Annotated in this window: 14 protein-coding genes; 1 reads left to right on the forward strand and 13 read right to left on the reverse strand. The window is 41.4% G+C overall.

The window, feature by feature from the left end:
- Positions 1 to 167: 167 nt before the first annotated feature.
- The 3 genes from R50345_RS17660 to R50345_RS17670 form a co-directional block, all read right to left on the reverse strand.
- On the reverse strand, positions 168 to 617 hold the full coding sequence (locus R50345_RS17660; RefSeq protein WP_042128691.1) for a DUF1569 domain-containing protein: 450 nt from the start codon (positions 615 to 617) through the stop codon (positions 168 to 170).
- Positions 618 to 793: 176 nt separating this feature from the next.
- Entirely contained in the window at positions 794 to 1,249 is a 456-nt protein-coding gene (locus R50345_RS17665) for a GNAT family N-acetyltransferase (RefSeq protein ID WP_042128693.1), read from the reverse strand.
- Between the two features lie 238 nt (positions 1,250 to 1,487).
- Positions 1,488 to 2,024, reverse strand: coding sequence for a hypothetical protein (locus R50345_RS17670; RefSeq protein WP_042128695.1), 537 nt, complete (start codon positions 2,022 to 2,024; stop codon positions 1,488 to 1,490).
- A gap of 287 nt (positions 2,025 to 2,311) precedes the next feature.
- Between R50345_RS17670 and R50345_RS17675 the strand changes: the two genes are divergently transcribed.
- Positions 2,312 to 2,947 carry a DUF3238 domain-containing protein gene (locus R50345_RS17675; RefSeq protein WP_042128697.1) on the forward strand — a complete coding sequence of 212 codons (636 nt, stop codon included), beginning with the start codon at positions 2,312 to 2,314 and terminating at the stop codon, positions 2,945 to 2,947.
- A 931-nt stretch (positions 2,948 to 3,878) separates the two neighbouring features.
- On the opposite strand, the gene R50345_RS17680 is transcribed toward R50345_RS17675, so the two are convergent.
- From R50345_RS17680 to R50345_RS17720, 10 genes are all read right to left on the reverse strand, one after another.
- Entirely contained in the window at positions 3,879 to 4,298 is a 420-nt protein-coding gene (locus R50345_RS17680) for a hypothetical protein (protein WP_042128700.1), read from the reverse strand.
- Between the two features lie 551 nt (positions 4,299 to 4,849).
- The gene (locus R50345_RS17685) at positions 4,850 to 5,320 is read right to left on the reverse strand and encodes a peptide-methionine (S)-S-oxide reductase (RefSeq protein ID WP_042128702.1); all 471 of its coding nucleotides are present in this window, start codon (positions 5,318 to 5,320) and stop codon (positions 4,850 to 4,852) included.
- Positions 5,321 to 5,574: 254 nt separating this feature from the next.
- On the reverse strand, positions 5,575 to 5,925 hold the full coding sequence (locus R50345_RS17690; protein WP_042128704.1) for a hypothetical protein: 351 nt from the start codon (positions 5,923 to 5,925) through the stop codon (positions 5,575 to 5,577).
- A gap of 193 nt (positions 5,926 to 6,118) precedes the next feature.
- A complete protein-coding gene (locus R50345_RS17695; protein WP_042128706.1) occupies positions 6,119 to 6,475 on the reverse strand; it encodes an NIPSNAP family protein in 357 nt (118 codons plus the stop codon).
- 178 nt (positions 6,476 to 6,653) lie between these two features.
- Positions 6,654 to 6,983, reverse strand: a complete 330-nt coding sequence (locus R50345_RS17700) for an HIT domain-containing protein (RefSeq protein WP_042128707.1) — start codon at positions 6,981 to 6,983, stop codon at positions 6,654 to 6,656.
- A gap of 286 nt (positions 6,984 to 7,269) precedes the next feature.
- Positions 7,270 to 12,534: an S-layer homology domain-containing protein gene (locus tag R50345_RS17705; protein ID WP_042128708.1), complete on the reverse strand. Its 5,265-nt coding sequence runs from the start codon at positions 12,532 to 12,534 to the stop codon at positions 7,270 to 7,272.
- Positions 12,535 to 12,705: 171 nt separating this feature from the next.
- Complete coding sequence (locus R50345_RS17710) at positions 12,706 to 15,780, reverse strand: AfsR/SARP family transcriptional regulator (protein WP_042128709.1); 3,075 nt, start codon at positions 15,778 to 15,780, stop codon at positions 12,706 to 12,708.
- Positions 15,781 to 16,042: 262 nt separating this feature from the next.
- Positions 16,043 to 16,915: an AraC family transcriptional regulator gene (locus R50345_RS17715; protein WP_042128711.1), complete on the reverse strand. Its 873-nt coding sequence runs from the start codon at positions 16,913 to 16,915 to the stop codon at positions 16,043 to 16,045.
- A gap of 99 nt (positions 16,916 to 17,014) precedes the next feature.
- Positions 17,015 to 17,176, reverse strand: a complete 162-nt coding sequence (locus R50345_RS32460; protein WP_156114937.1) for an S-layer homology domain-containing protein — start codon at positions 17,174 to 17,176, stop codon at positions 17,015 to 17,017.
- Positions 17,177 to 17,284: 108 nt separating this feature from the next.
- On the reverse strand, positions 17,285 to 18,850 hold the full coding sequence (locus tag R50345_RS17720) for a histidine kinase N-terminal 7TM domain-containing diguanylate cyclase (protein ID WP_042128713.1): 1,566 nt from the start codon (positions 18,848 to 18,850) through the stop codon (positions 17,285 to 17,287).
- Positions 18,851 to 19,083: the final 233 nt, after the last annotated feature.

Here is a 19,083-nt window from a genome sequence, read left to right on the forward strand (position 1 = left end):
AACTAATGTGTTCTGTTAGCGAAAAAGTTATTATTAACAGTCTTTTTATAGGACTAAAAGGATTCTAGTTTAATGAATAGATGTTTCGAGAAACTCTTCCTTTAAAATACGATGGAATAGTGTCTAGATGGGAAAACTGAACAATTATTATTCATTTCAAAAAAATACTAAGCACCAAATTGTCTTAAATGATGGTCTAGATGTTTATAAATCCCTTTACCCCATTGCTCAGGAGTGAACTTTCCAAAAAAAGGATGAGGATGGGACGAACATTTCTCTGGACCGTTACTTTGGAAAGTTAAAATCTTTTGTTTCAGTTCTTCTTTTTCTGTCATAAAGTCTCTTTCATCTAAAATAAGTATGGTCGGTATTGTTGACATATTATGTGGTACCGGCTTGTCATTATAGAAAATAGAATTCACAAACCTTCCTATTAGCCTTCCTAGCCAATATCTGGGGGGAAAGGAATTTCCTAATGCGATGTCTTGAAATGCTGAGCAGTGAGCCAACATTTGAGCAACATTCATTGTTCCCCATTGTGGTTTTGAATTTGGACTCAAATTCTCGATACGATTCAGTATTTCCGCTGTATGCAATTCATTATATATATTTTTCATAGGCACGCTCCATTAAATTTAATCCTTCATAATCTAGAATCTTCTAGCTTGTCTATTATATTCATGAATGCATACGCATAACTCGACAACAAGCTGTCAAACTAATATTTACCATTTTCCATCATACACAATAAGAAAGGACCAAAGAATGGTCCTTTTGAAATACTATCCATCTGTCACTCGGTTATATTTTTAATAACTGCCATTTCCTTACCGAACCTATCACCATTATCAATAAATCCCAAACTCGAGTATAAATTATGTGCTCCCAAATTTTCAGGATGATAACCAACAACAATTTTTTTCGAATTCGGTAATTTAACCATCTCTGAAATCATTAACTTAGTTGCAGCTTTACCTATACCCTTGCCTTGGAATTTCTTATCCACCATTATTCTATAAACCCAATAACCATCAAGTTCTTCTTGAACAGAATTGTACATTAAAAAACCAACCACTATGTCTCTAAAATAAATAGCGTATGGCTTTAAAGTAGGCTCAAACTTTGACTGAGCTATTGATATGGCATTGGGTTCCATGTATTCATTTTGTTCTGTTGATACCTCTAATTTACAACAGTCGTACCAGTTTTCTGCATTTAATTCTATGATTTTCACATTTTCTTCAATCATAATTTTCCCCTTTCAAAATTCGGGGAAACACTAAACAACTTTGTTAATTAGTTGTTATCCCCTTGAAGTCATTAATAATATAAATTCTTTTATCTTTCATAATGAACGCCTCCTCTAACAACTATTTCCAAAAATTATATCAATGAATTTTAGACTTTTTAATTATACCATTTTCCCTATTAAATTCCTTCTTAAAATAATTTGTGTTTTCTTCAACTATCGTATCCCGTTAGTTCAATCAATTCCTACTTTCCTCTTCAAACTCCTTAATTAACTCTTGAGACCTGTTCATTGCTTCTTGCCTATCATTCGCTGGTGCTGTAATCATATATCCGTTTGATGGGGACCACTGGTCATTATCATCCATAACTTTAATTGTAAATTCAGAAAATTTATCATCAGTATATACCCAACCGTAAGTGAAAATATTAGGCTCTATTCTACCTTTATCATCTATGATTCGAAAACCGGAGAAAATGGTTGTGAAATTATGACCATCGTAATGCAATTTTAATTCTGTTCTATCTTTAGGAATTTGAGGAACCTTACTTCCTTCAAAATTAATAACACCTGTAAAGGTTTTTTTGCCATTTATATGATTTTGCAATTTCCCATCAAGATGTACTTTTATGCGCTCGATTATGCCTTCCGTCCCTAGTTGATAATAAACACCATTTACTGTCTCTGAGTACCGCTTAGGTGTGAAGTACCCAATAGAAAAGATACTTACGAACATTGAAATCATCATAAGTAAAATAGCGATTTTCCGCTTCATTACACACCTCCTTATCTCCCCAGTATCTTCCTTTAATAAACGTAATCCGACTAACTAAGTTGCACTATCCTGCTCTTTAGCTTAATGCCGTTCCCAATCTAGTTCTATATAAACAACTAAGAGCGTTGAGTGCTTTGCTTAAAAAATAAATTTTCTCGGTTGTATTCTAACCCTTTAAAACTCTTATTTTAGTGAAGGCAAGAATAGAAGGTTTGATTAGGGGTACTCAAATCTTCTCATTTTACCCCCTTGCCTAATAATTTATTTTAGAAAAGGAGTTTATTAATATGGCAGTTAACTTTAACATTCGATTGGTAACATTTATCCCTCATGACAAAGTATATTCTCCAGTACAGTATGGTTTACCCGCCTACGTTGTATCATTTAAAGGAGATAATCGAGGTTTTGACAAGAATACTGCAAACACCGAAAACTTTCGTACCGCACAGCAGATAAATGTACAATTTACGAATACTGGTGGAAGCTGGACCTCCTTTAAGAATATCGGAACAACTACTGCATATCACTTTAATAATACGACTTTAACCACAACGACTCACACTGCAAAAGCTTCTGATGCAGGTTTGACTGTCACGCGAACCGATGCAAGCTTGAGAGGTAGTAGTAGCGATAACATGAAGTTTGTTTGCTCATGTAGTGTAGGCAATCCCTTCATTCCAAATCCAGATGTCTTTAACGGTAACATTGATTATGAATTTACTCTCTACGTTTATAAAAATGGCATCATCTCAATTCAGGGAAGCCACGATGGTTTCCCAGCTTACGAAGTGTATACTGAGGCCAATTCAGGCGGTTACCAAAATATATATCTTTTCGATCCCCGTGATCACGGAAAAAATCAGCTCTCCTTGTTGCCGCCAATGGATATTACTGGTGTATACAACTCTCGACAAATCTTATAATAAAAAAAGGCCCTACATCTTGTACAAAATCATTAAGTTAAGATACAGGCCCTAAAACTAAAAAAAAAAGCGTAGGTTATCAAAAAGATAGCCTGCGCTTTTCTTTGCACGTAACAATAAATAGAGCTTGACAAGAAGGTAGAAATGTATTCCGAAGCCCCTAAAAAATGAGGAGGCTACGCCAATGAATGAGTATGCGAATACTTTAAAAGAAACTCTAATATCACTAATGCGAGAAATGTCACCCACACCAGCACCTATGTCAAAAAGCACAATAAAGATTTTACATGAACGAAGATGTTGCTCTTTGAGACGGTTAGGCAGTTTCTTATCTCCATGGGAGGTAACAGCATATATAATGAACTCTTGGATTCACAAGGTTACGATGTAAACACTGCAACGACTTCTGCTTTTATCCAGCAGAGAAATAAAATTCTCCCGTCTGCTGTAGAGTCCTTGTTCCACGAATTTACAGTGTCTTATACGAATATCAAGCATGACTGAGATGATCGATTACTCGCTATTGAGGGTTCTGATCTAAATATTGCTACCGACTTTGTGGATACGGACACTTATTTTCAATGTCGCCTAAACTCAAAAAGTATAAACTTTTACATTTGATTGCAGTATATGACTTATGCAACAGAATCTATGTAGATACCCTTGTTCAGCAACGACGGTTATGCAACGAGGGAAGAACGCTGTCCATGATGATTGATAGTTCCACGCTCAAAGGGAAAATCATGGGTTCACATGAAGATTTTTTTAAGCGAATATTCTATTCGCTTGTTTACTGTGCTCTTTTATGTATGTGCTCCCGGGAAAAGAGCAAACGCCACTGGGCTTCTCCCCGTGCCGTTCTGAATTCATGTTTAATTTAAGTCTTGTCTTTGAGTTATCTTAATGATATTGACATCTTGTAGGGCCATTTTTAAATTAATGAGTTTGCAGATTTTTTTTTGAAGAACAGAAGATTATATATAAAACCTAGAATAAACGCTGATGGCATGAAGAAGCACAACAACAACTGTCCTTCAGGGGACCATACATGTCCGGCAGTGAATAGTAAAGGGAATATAAGACCTACAATAACGGAAATAAAGGCAGTAAGAAGCCATCTAAATATATTATTTAATGATGTTTCATTGATTACATAAGCGCCTAAAAATATCGCAGGCACCATAATGAGTAAATACAAGCTAAAAAAAGAAATAACAAGTCCTCTATATTCACTTTCATGGATGGTTTGATTGAAAAAAACTTGACTTCCTTTCTGATAAAGCCAAGCCCCCACGCCATAGGCAAGAATGATGCCAATTCCTGCAAGTATATACTTTATTATTTTGATCAAGTGCTTCACCTCAATTAAAGTTTATAGATATTACATAAGACCTAAAAATTTGAGAAAAGTTTCTGTTTTCTAATTTTAGTCTGCTTCAGGAACGAAGTAGCCGTCTTACCCTGAGGCGTATTCAAGCCATGTTTAAGAAAGCCAGCCGACACAAACTCTCCGTGGCGGTTTTCTTATGGTCAGAAATCAACAATAAGATTTAACATGGCCTTATACAAATAGATAGTAATAAGACCGGTCAACTGAGTCTGATCGGTCTTATAACGTATTTAATAATCTATGTTTGGCAGCTTATGCCGCATTAATTTTACACAGTAGCACATCATTAATAACGAGTGCATATTTACAAATAGCCATCTGTGGTGTTTTCCCAACCCCAATATAAATATCATCATAGTAGATACTCCAAAAGAGCCCAGCACCAGAACCGCAAGGAACTAGCCGAGTCTTATCTGTATTGAACTAAGCTGCCCGTTAGTTGAACAAATAAAAAAACGCTGCCGAAGCAATCGCTATTCCACTAACGTGTCTCGTTAGCTTAATATTCTCCCTTACTTATACCTACTTAATATTTCCTCTGGAATATGACAATAATCATTTGGACATTGAGCTAATCTATCTTGATGTTCTTCTGCACTTCTCACATAGTTTGTGAGAGGTAATACTTCAACAACTATAAGGTCATAATCATTTCTCTCACTAAGAAACGCCTTCGCCTCTTTTAAGTGTTCAAGCTTTTCACTATATACTCCTGTTCTGTATTTCTCGCCAACGTCCTGTCCTTGTTTATTCAAACTGTATGGATCAATGATTTCAAATAAATACCCCATTAATTCCCTGATCGTTACAACTGTCGGATCAAATCCTGTTTTTACAGATTCGGCGTACCCATCATAATCACCCTCAAGTGTATGGTTTGTTCCATTAGCTCTTCCTGCTTCTGTAAACTTAACTCCAGGTAAAGTTTTTATAAAAGCTTGTACTCCCCATAAACATCCACCTGCAAAATATACTACTTCCATATTGACTCTCCTCTTCGTTTAAAAAACAAAAAATTCATTCCAACTAAATAGGAAGAAAAAACTGTAGTTACTAAGTCTACTACACATTAAAATAATGACAAATTTTCTTATTCCACATTATGTACCGATTGATGAACACAAATTAAACAACACTGTTTAACTAACCTGCCCGTTAGTTGAACAAATAAAAAACGGCTGCCGAAGCAACCGCTATTCCACTAACGTTTCCCGTTAGCGTAACGTCATTTCTCCATCTACAACGGATTTTCACAACTCCACTCGCATACCAGTCTTCCGAAATTATCTAGATACTTAGCCAGATATTTCTCGAGATTTTTGATTCCTATAATATTAATTTCATGAATCGATTCGACAAGTTCGTCGTCTGTAACATCCCATTCATTTTCTAGATACGTTGTGGGTACCTCATATTTTCTTAAGTAAAACCTAGCCGATTCAGGTTCTAACTTATTTAAGTATTTCTGTTCATTAATAACCTGTACTTTTACGAAAGCTCGATTCATTTCAGTGTTAGCTTCAAGTTCACAAGCAAGGCCAACCCCAGTCATTAAATTGTTAATTTGGCGTGTATCGAAGATCTGCACCTTTCACTTCCTCCTTTTCCTAATTAACTCTTCAACGTATGTCATGGGATATAATCCCAACTCATTTTAGATCATATTGGTAGTATTCTACCCGTTAACATAACAAGAAGCAGCCGGTCCTAAAGGCAATCTACTTCTGCCTGTATTGAGCTATCGTTCCCCGTTAGTTGAACGATGGTTGGTAATTAATTCATTATGTAAGAATAGTTTTTTCTCGAGGAACTGTCGTTTCTATAAATTCCTCATTTATCTTGTCCTTCATAAATATCTTTATCTTCTCACGCCCGATTTTATCGAACCAAGCCTGCACTCGCTTTACGTGTTCTTCATCACTTTTCACTTGCGATTCAATCTTCTCATAATCTTCGTAACTGTCATATTCCCAAATAGCAAATACCTCCAACACACCGTCTATTTCCTCAGTTGACCATCTGCCAACTAATCTTGAACCATATTTTAACTGTGCAGGTAAGAGTGTTTGATTAAAATGTTCATTAAAATCAAGTAATATCTGAGGGTCAATTTTGTATGTCTTTCTACGATAAATCACGCATCCATCATCTCCAAAAATCAAGTATTATTACGCTACTATTATAATAGTAGCAATCCATAAATTCCATCTTTTTCCGTTATTCTGCCCGTTAGCGTAACGAAAGGCTGTCTAGCGACAGCCCCTCTCAGTGTTGAACTATAGTGTCCCGTTAGTTTAGCGAGCAAGACAAATACGATTAGCGTAATGGTTCGCCGAAGATTACATGAAAATGAAGATGTTTTGAGTCTTGGTACTTCCCCAAATTAGTCGACACCCTGCAAGCTCCATACTCAGACTGCACTTGCGATGCAACCTTTTTAACAACGTCCATCAACTCAATTAAGAGCTCATTGTCGCTTTGTTCCAGTGTCAGAAGAGATGAGATATGCTTCTTCGGAATCGTAACAATGTGAACGGGATAAAAAGGGCGAGTGTGATGATATGCAAGAACGTTATCAGTTTCAAATACTTTTTGTACAGAAGTACGACCACTTAATACCTCATCGCAATAAAAATCCTCAGTCAAACTTATCCCTCCACGTCTTGTTTTTCTTATTTTAACATTCGGTATATTTTGTCAGTATCCTGCCCGTTAGCGTAATGGGACGTTACCAGTCTAATTCTTTATTTTCTTAGTCTATAACTTTATTTTCCGAGTCTAACACTTTATTTTTCAGTCTAATACTTTATTTTCTTTTGACAATAACATCTATAGTGCGAATTCAAAAGGCACCCTAAACGGGTGCCCTTCAATAATCCTTATCACTGTTTCATTTCGATCTGCTTGTACAAATGACCGAAACTCGCCAAAACTATAGTCCGATCTGACCGCCCGGAAATCCAAACCTTGCGTTATAGCTCGCGTCGTGTGCCGGCATGGTTGCTCCTTCTGGCGTCTCCAACGACGGCGTATCATTTTCCAACGGGTCCCAAGTTATTAGTACAAAGCCTGGGGGATAAAAGTCTGAAGGTGTTACATCAGCAGGCGGTACGATCGTCGCCCCATACTTGACTTGAGCTGTCGAATAGTTAGTACTCGTTACTGAATCAATGAATGATAACGTGTAGCTGTTACGTGTGTAATATAGCTTAAGGGTGAGCGTTCCGTCAGCGGTTACCGTACCCGAGGTAACGTTGTTAGGATTGCTGCTGTCATAGGTAAAGCCGGTATAATCCTTCGGAGTTGCCGTAGCTGTTGATCCAATTCCACCGCTGCCGGCAACGGCTTCCACTTCTGTGTAGCCGTCATCGTCCAGATTCTGCTGATAATACAATACCTGATAGCCCGTGGCCTGCCAAACGGCCGTGAAGGTCAGATCGTTACCGGGCATTGTACTTGGAACGGACTGTGACCAACCTTCAAACGTATAGCCTGGCTTTGTCACCGTAGGTGGAATTATCGGCGACCCATATGCAAGCTGTGATACCGTGCCGCCCATGCCTCCATTGGCATCGAATGTCAGGTTAAACAAATAAGGAACGAAGTACAACTTGATACGAAGATCCAGGGTTGGGTCTACGTAAATCGATAAAGGCGAAGGTACCGTGGTTGTGAGTTTCGAGTAGGGTGACATCCATCTCGCATCCATTGTCCCTATATCTCTACTATCGAATCCTAAAAATGCAGTTCCATACTTGGTTTTTGCCTCCATTAGCTGGAAATTAGAACCTGTGGTATCGCCAAGATAATACTCCACTGTAATAGGCACATGTGAATCTAAGCTATATTTCCCTTTATAAGTCGTGTCGATAGCCGGCATCGTAGGCGCAACAACATTGGCTGACGCAGGAACGTTCTCGCTCAGATTCGTGTCGCGCCAAGAAGTAAACACATAGCCCGGCATGTTCACGATAGGTGCGGTAATAGGGGCACCAAACTTAAGCGAAGATGTGATTGGCGTTCTGCCATGGCCTGGATCAAAGGTCAGTTTGTACACATTGCGAGCGTAATAATACTTTACGACAGTGCTCCCGTCGCCTTTAACCGCAGTGAACTGTTCGGCCGGTGTAGCAAAACCTGCATAGGCAGGGGGCCGCGCGGTTGCAGGCCAATCTGTTGTACCCTTATAGGTGAATTCGCCGCTAAGCGTGTAGGAATCATTGGAGACATTTTGCAAGTAAACTTCCACCTTATAAGGGGTGTCCGTCTTCGGAGTCCATCTTGCAACCCACATGCTGTCGTAAGACGGCATTCTACCCGGTAGGACAGTTGGCCCAGCATCGGAATCATTCTTATACCAATTATCGAATTTATATCCTTTTCTTGTAGGAACGGGCTCTACCGGAATCGGATCATTGTACTTCCCGCTAATTGTCTTTAATAGCGTCAGCTTCCCATCATTCGTTTCATGCGAGTACAAGTAGAGACTATAACTATCCTTGAGATCGTCCCAGTGTAATGGAATCGTACGCGCAATCGGAGCAGAACCGAAAGTTAAAGGTGCCCTTCTCCAAGTGATCGTCATGGTGGCATCCATGCCAGTCGGATCGTAATTATAGTTCTGTAAGAGCACTTGGTTGGTCTTAGCATCGTATATGAAATTTTTGTTGGATATGCTTACCGTGAAATCCTTGGATCTGTCATAAGATTGTTCCGTAACCTCGCCTGTCTGCAGATCCATCGTGCTCATATCAAAGATGCTATACGGTAAAATGGCCGATTTTGTTGACTGACCGTGCAGATTAACTCTAGGCGCATCACCCTGTGAATAAGCAAAATCAAGAATGTTCTGCCGGGAACCTACCGTATAGAGTGGCCATTCATCCTCATACAGGGTTGGCTCGTACGAGAAGGTACCCTTAAACAGCTGTGCCTTGAATTTGACTTCCGTGTACACGCCGAATTCCAGATCTATGGCTCCGGCATAATGGGAGGTCTTGCCCTGAGAAGATAGATAGGTCAGCTGGTAATAGAAGTAGCCCCACAACTTCGCGTAAGCGCCAACGTCCGCTTGCACACCTACGCTATTCGCCTCAGTAGAGAATAGACCTACTGCCAACTCCAGCCGAAGACCTGCCCGTAAGCCCAAAGTACCCATGATATAGAATGTAAATTGATACTTCTCATCTAGCAGACTTACGGTCTTGTTCGTCGCTTCTCTAGCAAAAAGTTTCACATTGAATATATATCTCTTCCCATTCTCATAACTGAACGTACTACCGATAGAGAGATTCGCATTTGCGCTTACAACAAAATCCCCTTTAAACTCTACTTGAATGACACCCATCAAAAGACGCATTTTGATATCAACAAGATTTACATCAAAGAGGTCAACCCAGTCCGTCTCGTTACTCAGCATATTCTGATATAGGGCCGGCAATGAGCTGTCTAATGAATCTACGCCACTGAGAGTTTCATCCAAAGCATCCTTTGCGTCCATTAGAGCTTTTATTTGTTTGGCGATGTTTTGTACTTTGCTTTTATCATTCCAATTCCATTCTTCATCCTTCTCAAATGTGCCGATTTCAGCGTCGAAATTAATCGCTGTATAGGTATAGGCATCTACGGTTGGGGAAACCTCGTATTCTCTCAAATAAGGGATGAACCCCAGAAATAGTCCCCAATCGGTATTGGCATCGGCAGAAAGCGAAACTCGTACTTCTTGCTCGAAGGTGCCGGTCAAATGAATCACAATGTTGCGCTGGCCGCCTGCATCAACTACAATATCGCAACTCACTTGAAGAGAAGCGCTTAAACCGGACATATCAGCAAAATGTTGCAGTTCTGTACCTATATCTGCTTTAACACTCACATTTTCTACTTGCACTCTATTTCCGTTCAACCGCATAACATTGTGATCGGAGACAGATGAGCCATTGGCATAAGTAATAGAGTAATTTTTCATATCGAATTCGCTATCTAGTTCTTTGAAGCTATCCGTATCGATTGCCAAAGCTGCTAAATACTGCGTAGCTTTATTCACAAATCCGCTTTCCAGAGCTTGCTCCTCGATTTGAGCTTCCATAGCCGCTACATCGGTGTTCTGAAGCAACTGATTTCCTTCTATATTTTGCTGTGTATAGTAATCCATCGAAGCCGTTATTTGCTCTAGCGTTACATCTGTATAAGTAATGACTTCGTTAGTTCCCGAAGAACTGACTCCGGTAATTTGAGCATAGCCGGCAAGCTGGGACGAAGCATCACCGAATACACCTGTGTAGAAGGCGATGAAGTCACCTGCTTGTACAACGGTGCTTGCAGTAAGACCCAATTGTGCATATTTGCTGTCGCTATAGTTCATCGTATTCTCGCTTACCGTGATGGAGTGATTGCTTAAATCCCCATCCATATCTGCTGTATCGCTGACCGGCAAGACGTCTGGCGTAAAGAGAACTTTTTTGGCGTCTGCCGTTTCGTATGTGTATGTGCTGCCGTCGATCGCCCGAATCGTTACATAAACCACTTCACCGTCATCGTCGACGCTTGTTGCCAGATTACGCTGATTCGGTGCAACTCCGTTATAAATAGCAACGGTATTGCCGACTTGTATATTCTGATTCCCATTATATTGGAATGTACCCTCTGTAGCGTTACCCACCGATTGAACGGCTCCGTCATCGCCGGTATTCAAGTCTATAACAGGAATCGCACCAGGGGTAACAGCCTTACCATTCTGGGTCATATTCGTGACTTCCGAAGAAGGAATATAAATCAAGTCAGGATTCAGAGTCACATGCTGAACTTCTTGTTTAGCAATGGTAAATACGTATGTTCTAGTGGATTTATCTTGGCCTGTAAAAGAAAGATTGGCGTTATTCAGCTTGAGCTGATAGGTGCCACCTTCTTCAAATGCACCACCATTTGCACCTACTGTAAATTCGCCATTGGAGCCCTTTACTCGAATACCCACATGAGTTGCAAAATCTGGATGGGTTAGCGCTTCAAAGGTCATTTCAGCTTTAACTCTATCTGCTGTCATGCTTCCTGTACCATCGATTACTTCAATCGTAAAGCTTTTGTCCTGATCCAACATGGTTACACTAGGAATAGTTTGAGTTTCGAATGGTTCTTCATATCTTGCGTATAACGTCATATTTCTGTTGACGATAGCATCTGTATATACTGGCTCCGACAAAGCGCTATCTTTATACCAGCCAACGAAAATAGAGCCTGACTTCATTGGATCCGGAAGATTATTCAGCGTCGCTCCTTGATTGAGAGAAAGGCTGTTAATGGCCGAACCGCCGTTTGTTTCAAAAGTAATAATATATGGACCTGCGTTCGTGTCGCCTGGGTTAGCGCCATTACCGCTGCCAGAGTCGGGAGTTGATGTTGATGTTGATGTTGATGTTGATGTTGTTGATGTTGTTGATGTTGTTGATGTTGTTGATGTTGTTGATGTTGGTGTTGAAACTACTCGATTCTGGGTAGTCCATGTCTTCACAACTTCGTTGTTTCGCATGAAGAAAACAGCTGCTTCCGCGCGAGATGCATTTGACTTTGGATTGAAATTACCGCTTGCATCTCCATGAAGCAAGCCTGCCCGCCAAAGCTTTACGACCGCATCCACCGCCCAAGGCGAAATATCGGCTGTGTCGTTAGGTTTAGAGGTCAGGCTGGCGTTCGTCTGATAAGGTATTTTATAGCTTTCAAAATACCTCAAAGTCAGCGTTGCCATCTGTTCCCTTGATATAGCAGCGTTCGGCGAAAAATTATGGTCACCTGTACCGCTTGTAATGCCTTTTTCAATTGCCCATTGCACATAAGGTGCATACCAAGTGCCTGCTTGTACATCTGAGAAGGAGGAAATTGAATATTGGCTGATGTCCACTCCTGCCATCCGCCCAAGTGCAGTTACATACACGGCACGAGTCATTGTGCCTTTGGGCGAGAAGCTGTCATTATCCGTACCGCCGAATATTCCGTTTTGTTTCACATACGTCACAGCATTATAGAACCAGTCCGTCGTTTTAACATCTTGAAATGAATTTATCGGAGCACTCGATGAGTTTAGAGATCCTTGCTCTTCTACTGCTGCAGGTGCGTCAGTACTCCGTTCAGCGGCCGCGAACCCTGGTGATACTAAGGATACGAGCATACAAATCAAAAGCGATAAATTTATAATACGTTTATACAAGCGTGTTTCCCCTCCCGCAATTTGTCTAAACTTTCCGCAGAATAATGTCGATTTCTGCTTCACCATATCACAGTCAGTCTAAACAAATCCTAAACAAATGCTAGTGAAAAGGGAGCATCCCTCCGTTATTTTTCATAACCTTGGGACACTCCCTTTATGGAGGAATATGCGTCAATTTATATCCAGCAATCTCCTGACCGTTTCCTTCGGCTTAATCCCGAACTCCGTCAGAAGCAGCAATCTTAATACCTCGTACTGCTTGATCGCCGAGATGCGGTCATCCGCCATAACCAGCACGCGAATGAGCCGTTCATGAATGGACTCATTTAGCGGATCATGTACAAGCGCCTTCCGCAGCAGTTCCGCAGCCGCATCATATTGCCCCTTCTTCTCCTCACGTTCATGAAGGCGAAGCAAGGTTGCGACGTACTCGCTTTCCAGGCGAACTCGCGTCGGCTCTGCCCATTCGTACGAAGTGCCAGCCATAAAGCCCTCTCCGTATAATTGGACAAGCTCACCGGCATAGTCACGCAGCTTTAAGTCGTCGATTTGCGCCTGTGCGGCCAGCAAACGATCCCACTCATCGAGATCACAGTACAACTGGCTTATATCGATTCGATAACCGCCTTCCACATGCTGGACGATACCGTCAATTCCGATTTGACTTAAAGCTTTTCGCAAATAGTGAGTCGTTGTATTAAACTGGGCCCCTGCCCGGTCTACCTCCACCTCTCCCCACAAACGATCGAGAATTTGATCTCTACTTACTGCCTCGCCGCGATGGTAAATGAGGAATGCCATCAATTCCTCAGTTTTGGAAGTCCGCCATTTGACCACAGAGCCATTCTCTGTCTCTACGCGCAACCGTCCGAAACATCGGATATTAACTCGTGGATGTGCGTCATAAACATGGAACGCTTGCAGCACGAGACGCACATAACTTAATGCATCCTTCGATCCCGAACCCTTGTCTCCATACGACTGCACATAAATAGACAACAGCTCTGCCATCGCCGAGCCTTCGTCCACGAAACTGCGAATAAACCCTTGAGGTTTGGCGAGACGCAAAGCTTCAGCCAGCTTCGCAAGTGCTGGCTCCATTTGATTGTCGCCATATAACATCATGCTTTGTAAATTCAGAATGTGAATGCGGTCCCGCAGACGGTCTTCCTTCGTCAACAGATGATACAATCTTGCTGCGAGAGATAGCGCTGATTCGAATTGTCCGCATGCGGCCAGCACGCGAACGAGCACCAATTGTTCGGAAACTTGGTCCAGCGTTGCTTCGTCCGAGTGCGACATCCCGCAGTGCTCCAACCATCGCTGAGCAGACGCAATGTCGCCTTGACGCACCGCTAAGCTCACCTGTTCCGCTTCGATTTTGCGTATGAATATCTCATAATCGGGTGAATCGATCTTCAGCTTAAGTTGTTCTAGCAGTGTCGCTGCTTCTAGTGAGTTCCCCTTTGCTTGCTGAATTCTAGAAGCTGCCACAAAGAGCTGATACCGATTGCGAGACACCGGCGCGAATCCGTCTACATGCATAATGAGGTTTAGCCAGTCCTCCGCTTCCTCCAGCCGATTCCACTCGTACAATACCTTGGCATAGGAAGCATACATCGGTGTCGTATACGGATGGTTAACACGATCTCTCCAATACTCTATCATCCGAATGAAAAATTGTGCTGCACCATGGTAATCGTTAATGTAGCCCAGATGGTCTTCAAACTCTTCGACCGAATAATGCTTATTGTTGCCTCCTTGAATAAATAAGCTTTGTTCGAGTGCAAACGTATCTCCACGGATAAAATAGTCAGCAGTGCTCAGAAGGTCTTTCTTCACATAGGCAGCAGTACCGCAGAGATAATAGATGTCCCCCATGGTCATGCGCCATACGTCAGCATCTATATGATCCTTCAAAGCTTGGTAACGAACACGAAGCCGTTCCGCTCGATCCGGAATGTTATGAAACTGCCGAACGCCGACCATCACGAGCAAATAAAAAAGTTCAACAAGCGGTCGGCTCGCTACATATTGCTCAGGCACTTGCATCACCCAACGAGCAACGACGGTGTTCTTGCCTCCAAGAAGTTCGTACAGATGCGCTTCAATCAGGCGAGCTACATCTTCATACTGCCGTCCCGCCAAATAATGTTCCGCCGCTTCTACAATAAACCCGTTATGTTCGTGCCATTGCGCGGCACGCGCATTCGCCTGAATCCATAGCTCAGGCCATGTTCGAGCAAGCATCGACTGCAGGAAATCAGACAGCAGATGGTGATAGCGATACCAGTTGCGTTGATCGTCCATAGGAATGATGAATAGCTGAAGCTGTTCCAGTTGTTCCAACTGCTGCTGACCTCTCGTTTGACCGGTCACCGCCTCGCACAATGCATAATTCATTTGGCTTAACACGGAAGTTTGCAACAAAAAATCGCGCATCGCCTCTGGCAGATCGCGAATGACTTCCTCGAGCAAGTAATCGGATATGTGCTGCTGATGGCCGCTGAATTGACGGATCGATTCAGTCACATTGCCGCTTCGTTTCAGTGAGATGGCCGCAAGTCGCAAGCCGCAAATCCAACCCTCGGTTTGGTCATACAGCATATTGAGCTGCTCAGTCGACAGCTTCAACTCCGTCGTCTCTCGGAAGAAATCGTTTACTTCTTCTGGTCGGAACCTCAATTGCTCGATCGTAATCCGCCGCATCTCGCCTTTTGCAAATAATCTTGCTGTCGGAAATGGGAGGTCGTTGCGACTTGCGATATATAAATGAATGTGGTTTGGAAGGTGTTCAAGCAAATAGCTCATCGAATTCTGGATTGCAGGCATCGTCGCCAGATGATAATCGTCAACCATGACGACCAGCTCACCCGGCAGTTGATTCAACTCGTTTAGTAGCACGTTCATCGCCGACTCCATCGATGTGGAAGATGCCGAGGACCCCTCCACCAGCAAAGGCAAAATGGTCAGGCCAAAGTCCTCGACATGATTCTGGATCGAAACGATGACCATGTTCCAGAAGGTGCTCCAATCATCGTCCTGCTTGCTCAGTGACACCCATGCAACAAGCTTGCCGCTTTGTTTGGCCCATTCGCTTAGCGCCGTCGTTTTCCCATAACCAGATGGAGCGAATAAGAGCGTAAGCTTCGCGTCCATACCCTCATCAAGCAGACGAAGCAGATCCGTACGAGCAACCAAGGTGTGCCGTACATAAGGGATGTGCATCTTTGTTGCGGTAATCATCGAAAGCCCTCCATAAGACAAAAAATGAGTAATTAGGAGTAACTTCGACATTCAAGTCGTAAATTCCTGTGCTTTCGGCTGTAAAACACATGCCCCATAGCCGAATTTGCGTGGGATGACAATTGGGAAGAAGGTTGACTCGTTATTAATGACCGTTATAATTCGCCCTACTTGTGATACGGTTCACCGCTCTGTCTGTAACGGCAAGTTTTAAGGCCATCCTATGCGGTATGGCCTTAATTTTATGAACATAGTCTCTATACTATTTTTTCGTAACCGGTATCCAAATCTCGCTCCTGAAATTGGGGGAAGATACATCCTTGCCTTCATTCCATAATATCTCCGGTCCCCTTGCTACCTCATAACTTGCGGAAGGGAACCATTCCGAATAGATGCGCCCCCAGACATTTTGTAAAGTATCGGGAAACGGTCCGACAGCTTCGAAAACGGCCCAGGTCAATGCGGGAACCTCTAATTTCGCAAAATTTTCAGGACACTCCTCGGATGTAGCTGCACCTATATAATGGTCAAGCTCTCCCTTCTCCTCCATTCGCCCTTCAGAAAAATTTGTCGATGCTGAAATCAACCCCTGTGGTTCAACATTAGAGAGCTTTTTCAATTGGTCGATGTCTAGGCTGGTTAAGCCTTTCCACATCGATGCAATTTCTGAACTCACGCCATTAAATTGGATAGGCACCTTTTTCGTAATACCTACAATACGGAACGATTCTTTCTCAACGATACGATAATTCATTTCGCTTCCTCCCTGAATAGTTAATTGGAAGGTCATTCGAGGATAGGCTTTTAAAGATGGGGCATGAGACCTAACCGAAGAGGGCGGAACCCCATGCAAGACTTGGAAGGCCCTAGAAAAGGCATCTGCCGAGCTATAACCGTATTTCACTGCCACGTCCACAATTCTTAAATCACCGGCTTGAAGCTCGAATGCCGCAAGGGTCAGGCGTCTCCGGCGGATGTACTCCGATAGCGTAATGCCTGCAAGGAAGGAGAACATTCTTGAAAAATGATAGTCCGAACAACAAGCCAGCCTCGCTGCTTCCTTCAGATCTATGTCTTCATCAAGATTCTCTTCAATATAGTGTAAAGCTCTATTCAGATTTGCAAGCCAATCCATTCAAATGACCTCCCTTCAGGTACAGAATAACAAGATTCGGAAGTACCCATCCGACATCTCATGCACAGTTTTGTTGGGTTACCCAAAAGAAACTTGCCGTTACTTATGATACGGCTCACCGTAACATCTATAGAGCGAAATACAGGTAATTCTCATACCTATACCGTTTACAATTCCACTTTCTGTAAGTTGCCTAATAGCATCACTAGCATATGATCCTTCAATATCAGAATAACTGACTGTTATATCCTGTTGAAACAGTCACTCATAAGTATATTTCTTCTTGATTGATAGGCATTTTGCTCTCAATCCACCAAGTTACTAAACTAAGCACGGCTCCGATGTACGCCTCTATTTTAATTTGCTGTACTATTCCACATATTCGTACTTTTCAATAAAAACCCGCACTTGATTTCGACCAGCTCTTTTGGCAGCATAAAGTGCTTCATCAGCTTTATGAAGAAGTTGATGGATTGTTTCCTCCACAGCTCCTGTCGTTACGGATACCCCAAAACTAGAGGTAATCGTTACCAATTTGTCATTTTCAACTAGAGGCTTCTGTTCAATGCAAAATCTAAGGTAATTAGCGAAGTTTTCCCCTTCCGATAGTGTATAACCAGGTAAAGCGAGTACAAATTCTTCACCACCATATCTAGCAAATAGTATATGTTCTCCCATCTCAGCCTTACATATTTGAGCCACATGTACTAGTATTTGATCTCCGGTTTGATGCCCATAAGTGTCGTTCACTTTTTTGAAAAAATCAATATCAAATAGAATAATCACAAAGGATGATAATTCACCCTTTGCTTTCATTAAGCTTTGCTCACTTTTCTGGAAAAAGGCACGACGATTGTATATTTGTGTAAGATCATCATAATAGGCTTGATGCTCTAACTTTTGTTGTAATGTATGTAGCTCTGTTATATCCGTAAATATAATTAGTAAGCCAGAGTTATTATTAGATTGTTGAAGCATAGAAATACGTAGCTGATATATATAATTACCTTGATGAATCGTAACATTCAATTTATCTGAGATCGTATCTAATTGAACAGGGAATGATTGATCCGTTAGCATATACCAAACTTGATCAAATGGCTGCCCTAACGTTGATCGATCCAATTCACTAAACATATTTTTACAAGCTTGATTATATTCGATTAATTGATAGGTATCATTAAGCACAATGACACCATCGTTCATACTATTAAAGATCGTTTCCTTCGCAATTGGCATTATTGATAACATTCGAGAGGAGGTAATAGACCAAAGGTACAAAACAGAAGAAAACCAAATAACCATGGGTACAGGATCGATACCATCGGGTGTCACTCCTATGAATAATAAAAATGCAGTCACTATTGGAAGCAATTGACCGCAGATGAGGGCAAATAATTGAGATCGATATACACTAACGGTTTCCTTCCAGCGTGAAAGCAGCAATAAGAGCGCAGCTAACATACAACTGAAAATGTAAATATTATGTACGGCAAACCATGCCCCATACTCAATCTCACTATATGGAGCCCCAAGCACCGAATGGATATCATATATTCTATAGTAAAAATGATGGGATTCATTAGTTACATTGATGAGAAAAGTAATACAAGGCATTGTAAGTAGAGCGATTATTCTTTTTCTCGTTATTTTATAACCCAAATATTGCATGACAAACATTAATCCTAACGGAGGGAAAAATGGCATCCCTGCATACTGTACAATATTCCAAAATCTAAGCTGTTCTAACGAAGTCGATGTTAAGCTAAAGGCATAACCAAAGCAATAAATCATTGAAGTTAATGTATTCCACATGAACAAATTAGCGATATTTGTATAATAATGTCTCCTCCAATAAGTAAAGACAAGTATAGACAAATTCAGAACAGCCGAAGTACAAACTAATGTTATATATGCTGCTATCTTCGAATCCAATAGGTATACCCACTTTCATACAATACATATATATTTACGTTAACACGATTAATATAAGATGTTGATTTGTTCCTTGAACCATTACAGGATTCCGTCCACATCACTATTATGTCTGTACTACTCACATCGTATTGATTATTGCTTCATGAAATAGATTGTTTTTAACTTAGCATGACACTCATGACAGTAGCAACACATTTATCCAATCAGTAATGCTATGATTACTATTTCGT

Source organism: Paenibacillus sp. FSL R5-0345, from assembly GCF_000758585.1.
In the GTDB taxonomy this organism is placed as follows: Bacteria; Bacillota; Bacilli; order Paenibacillales; family Paenibacillaceae; genus Paenibacillus_AQ.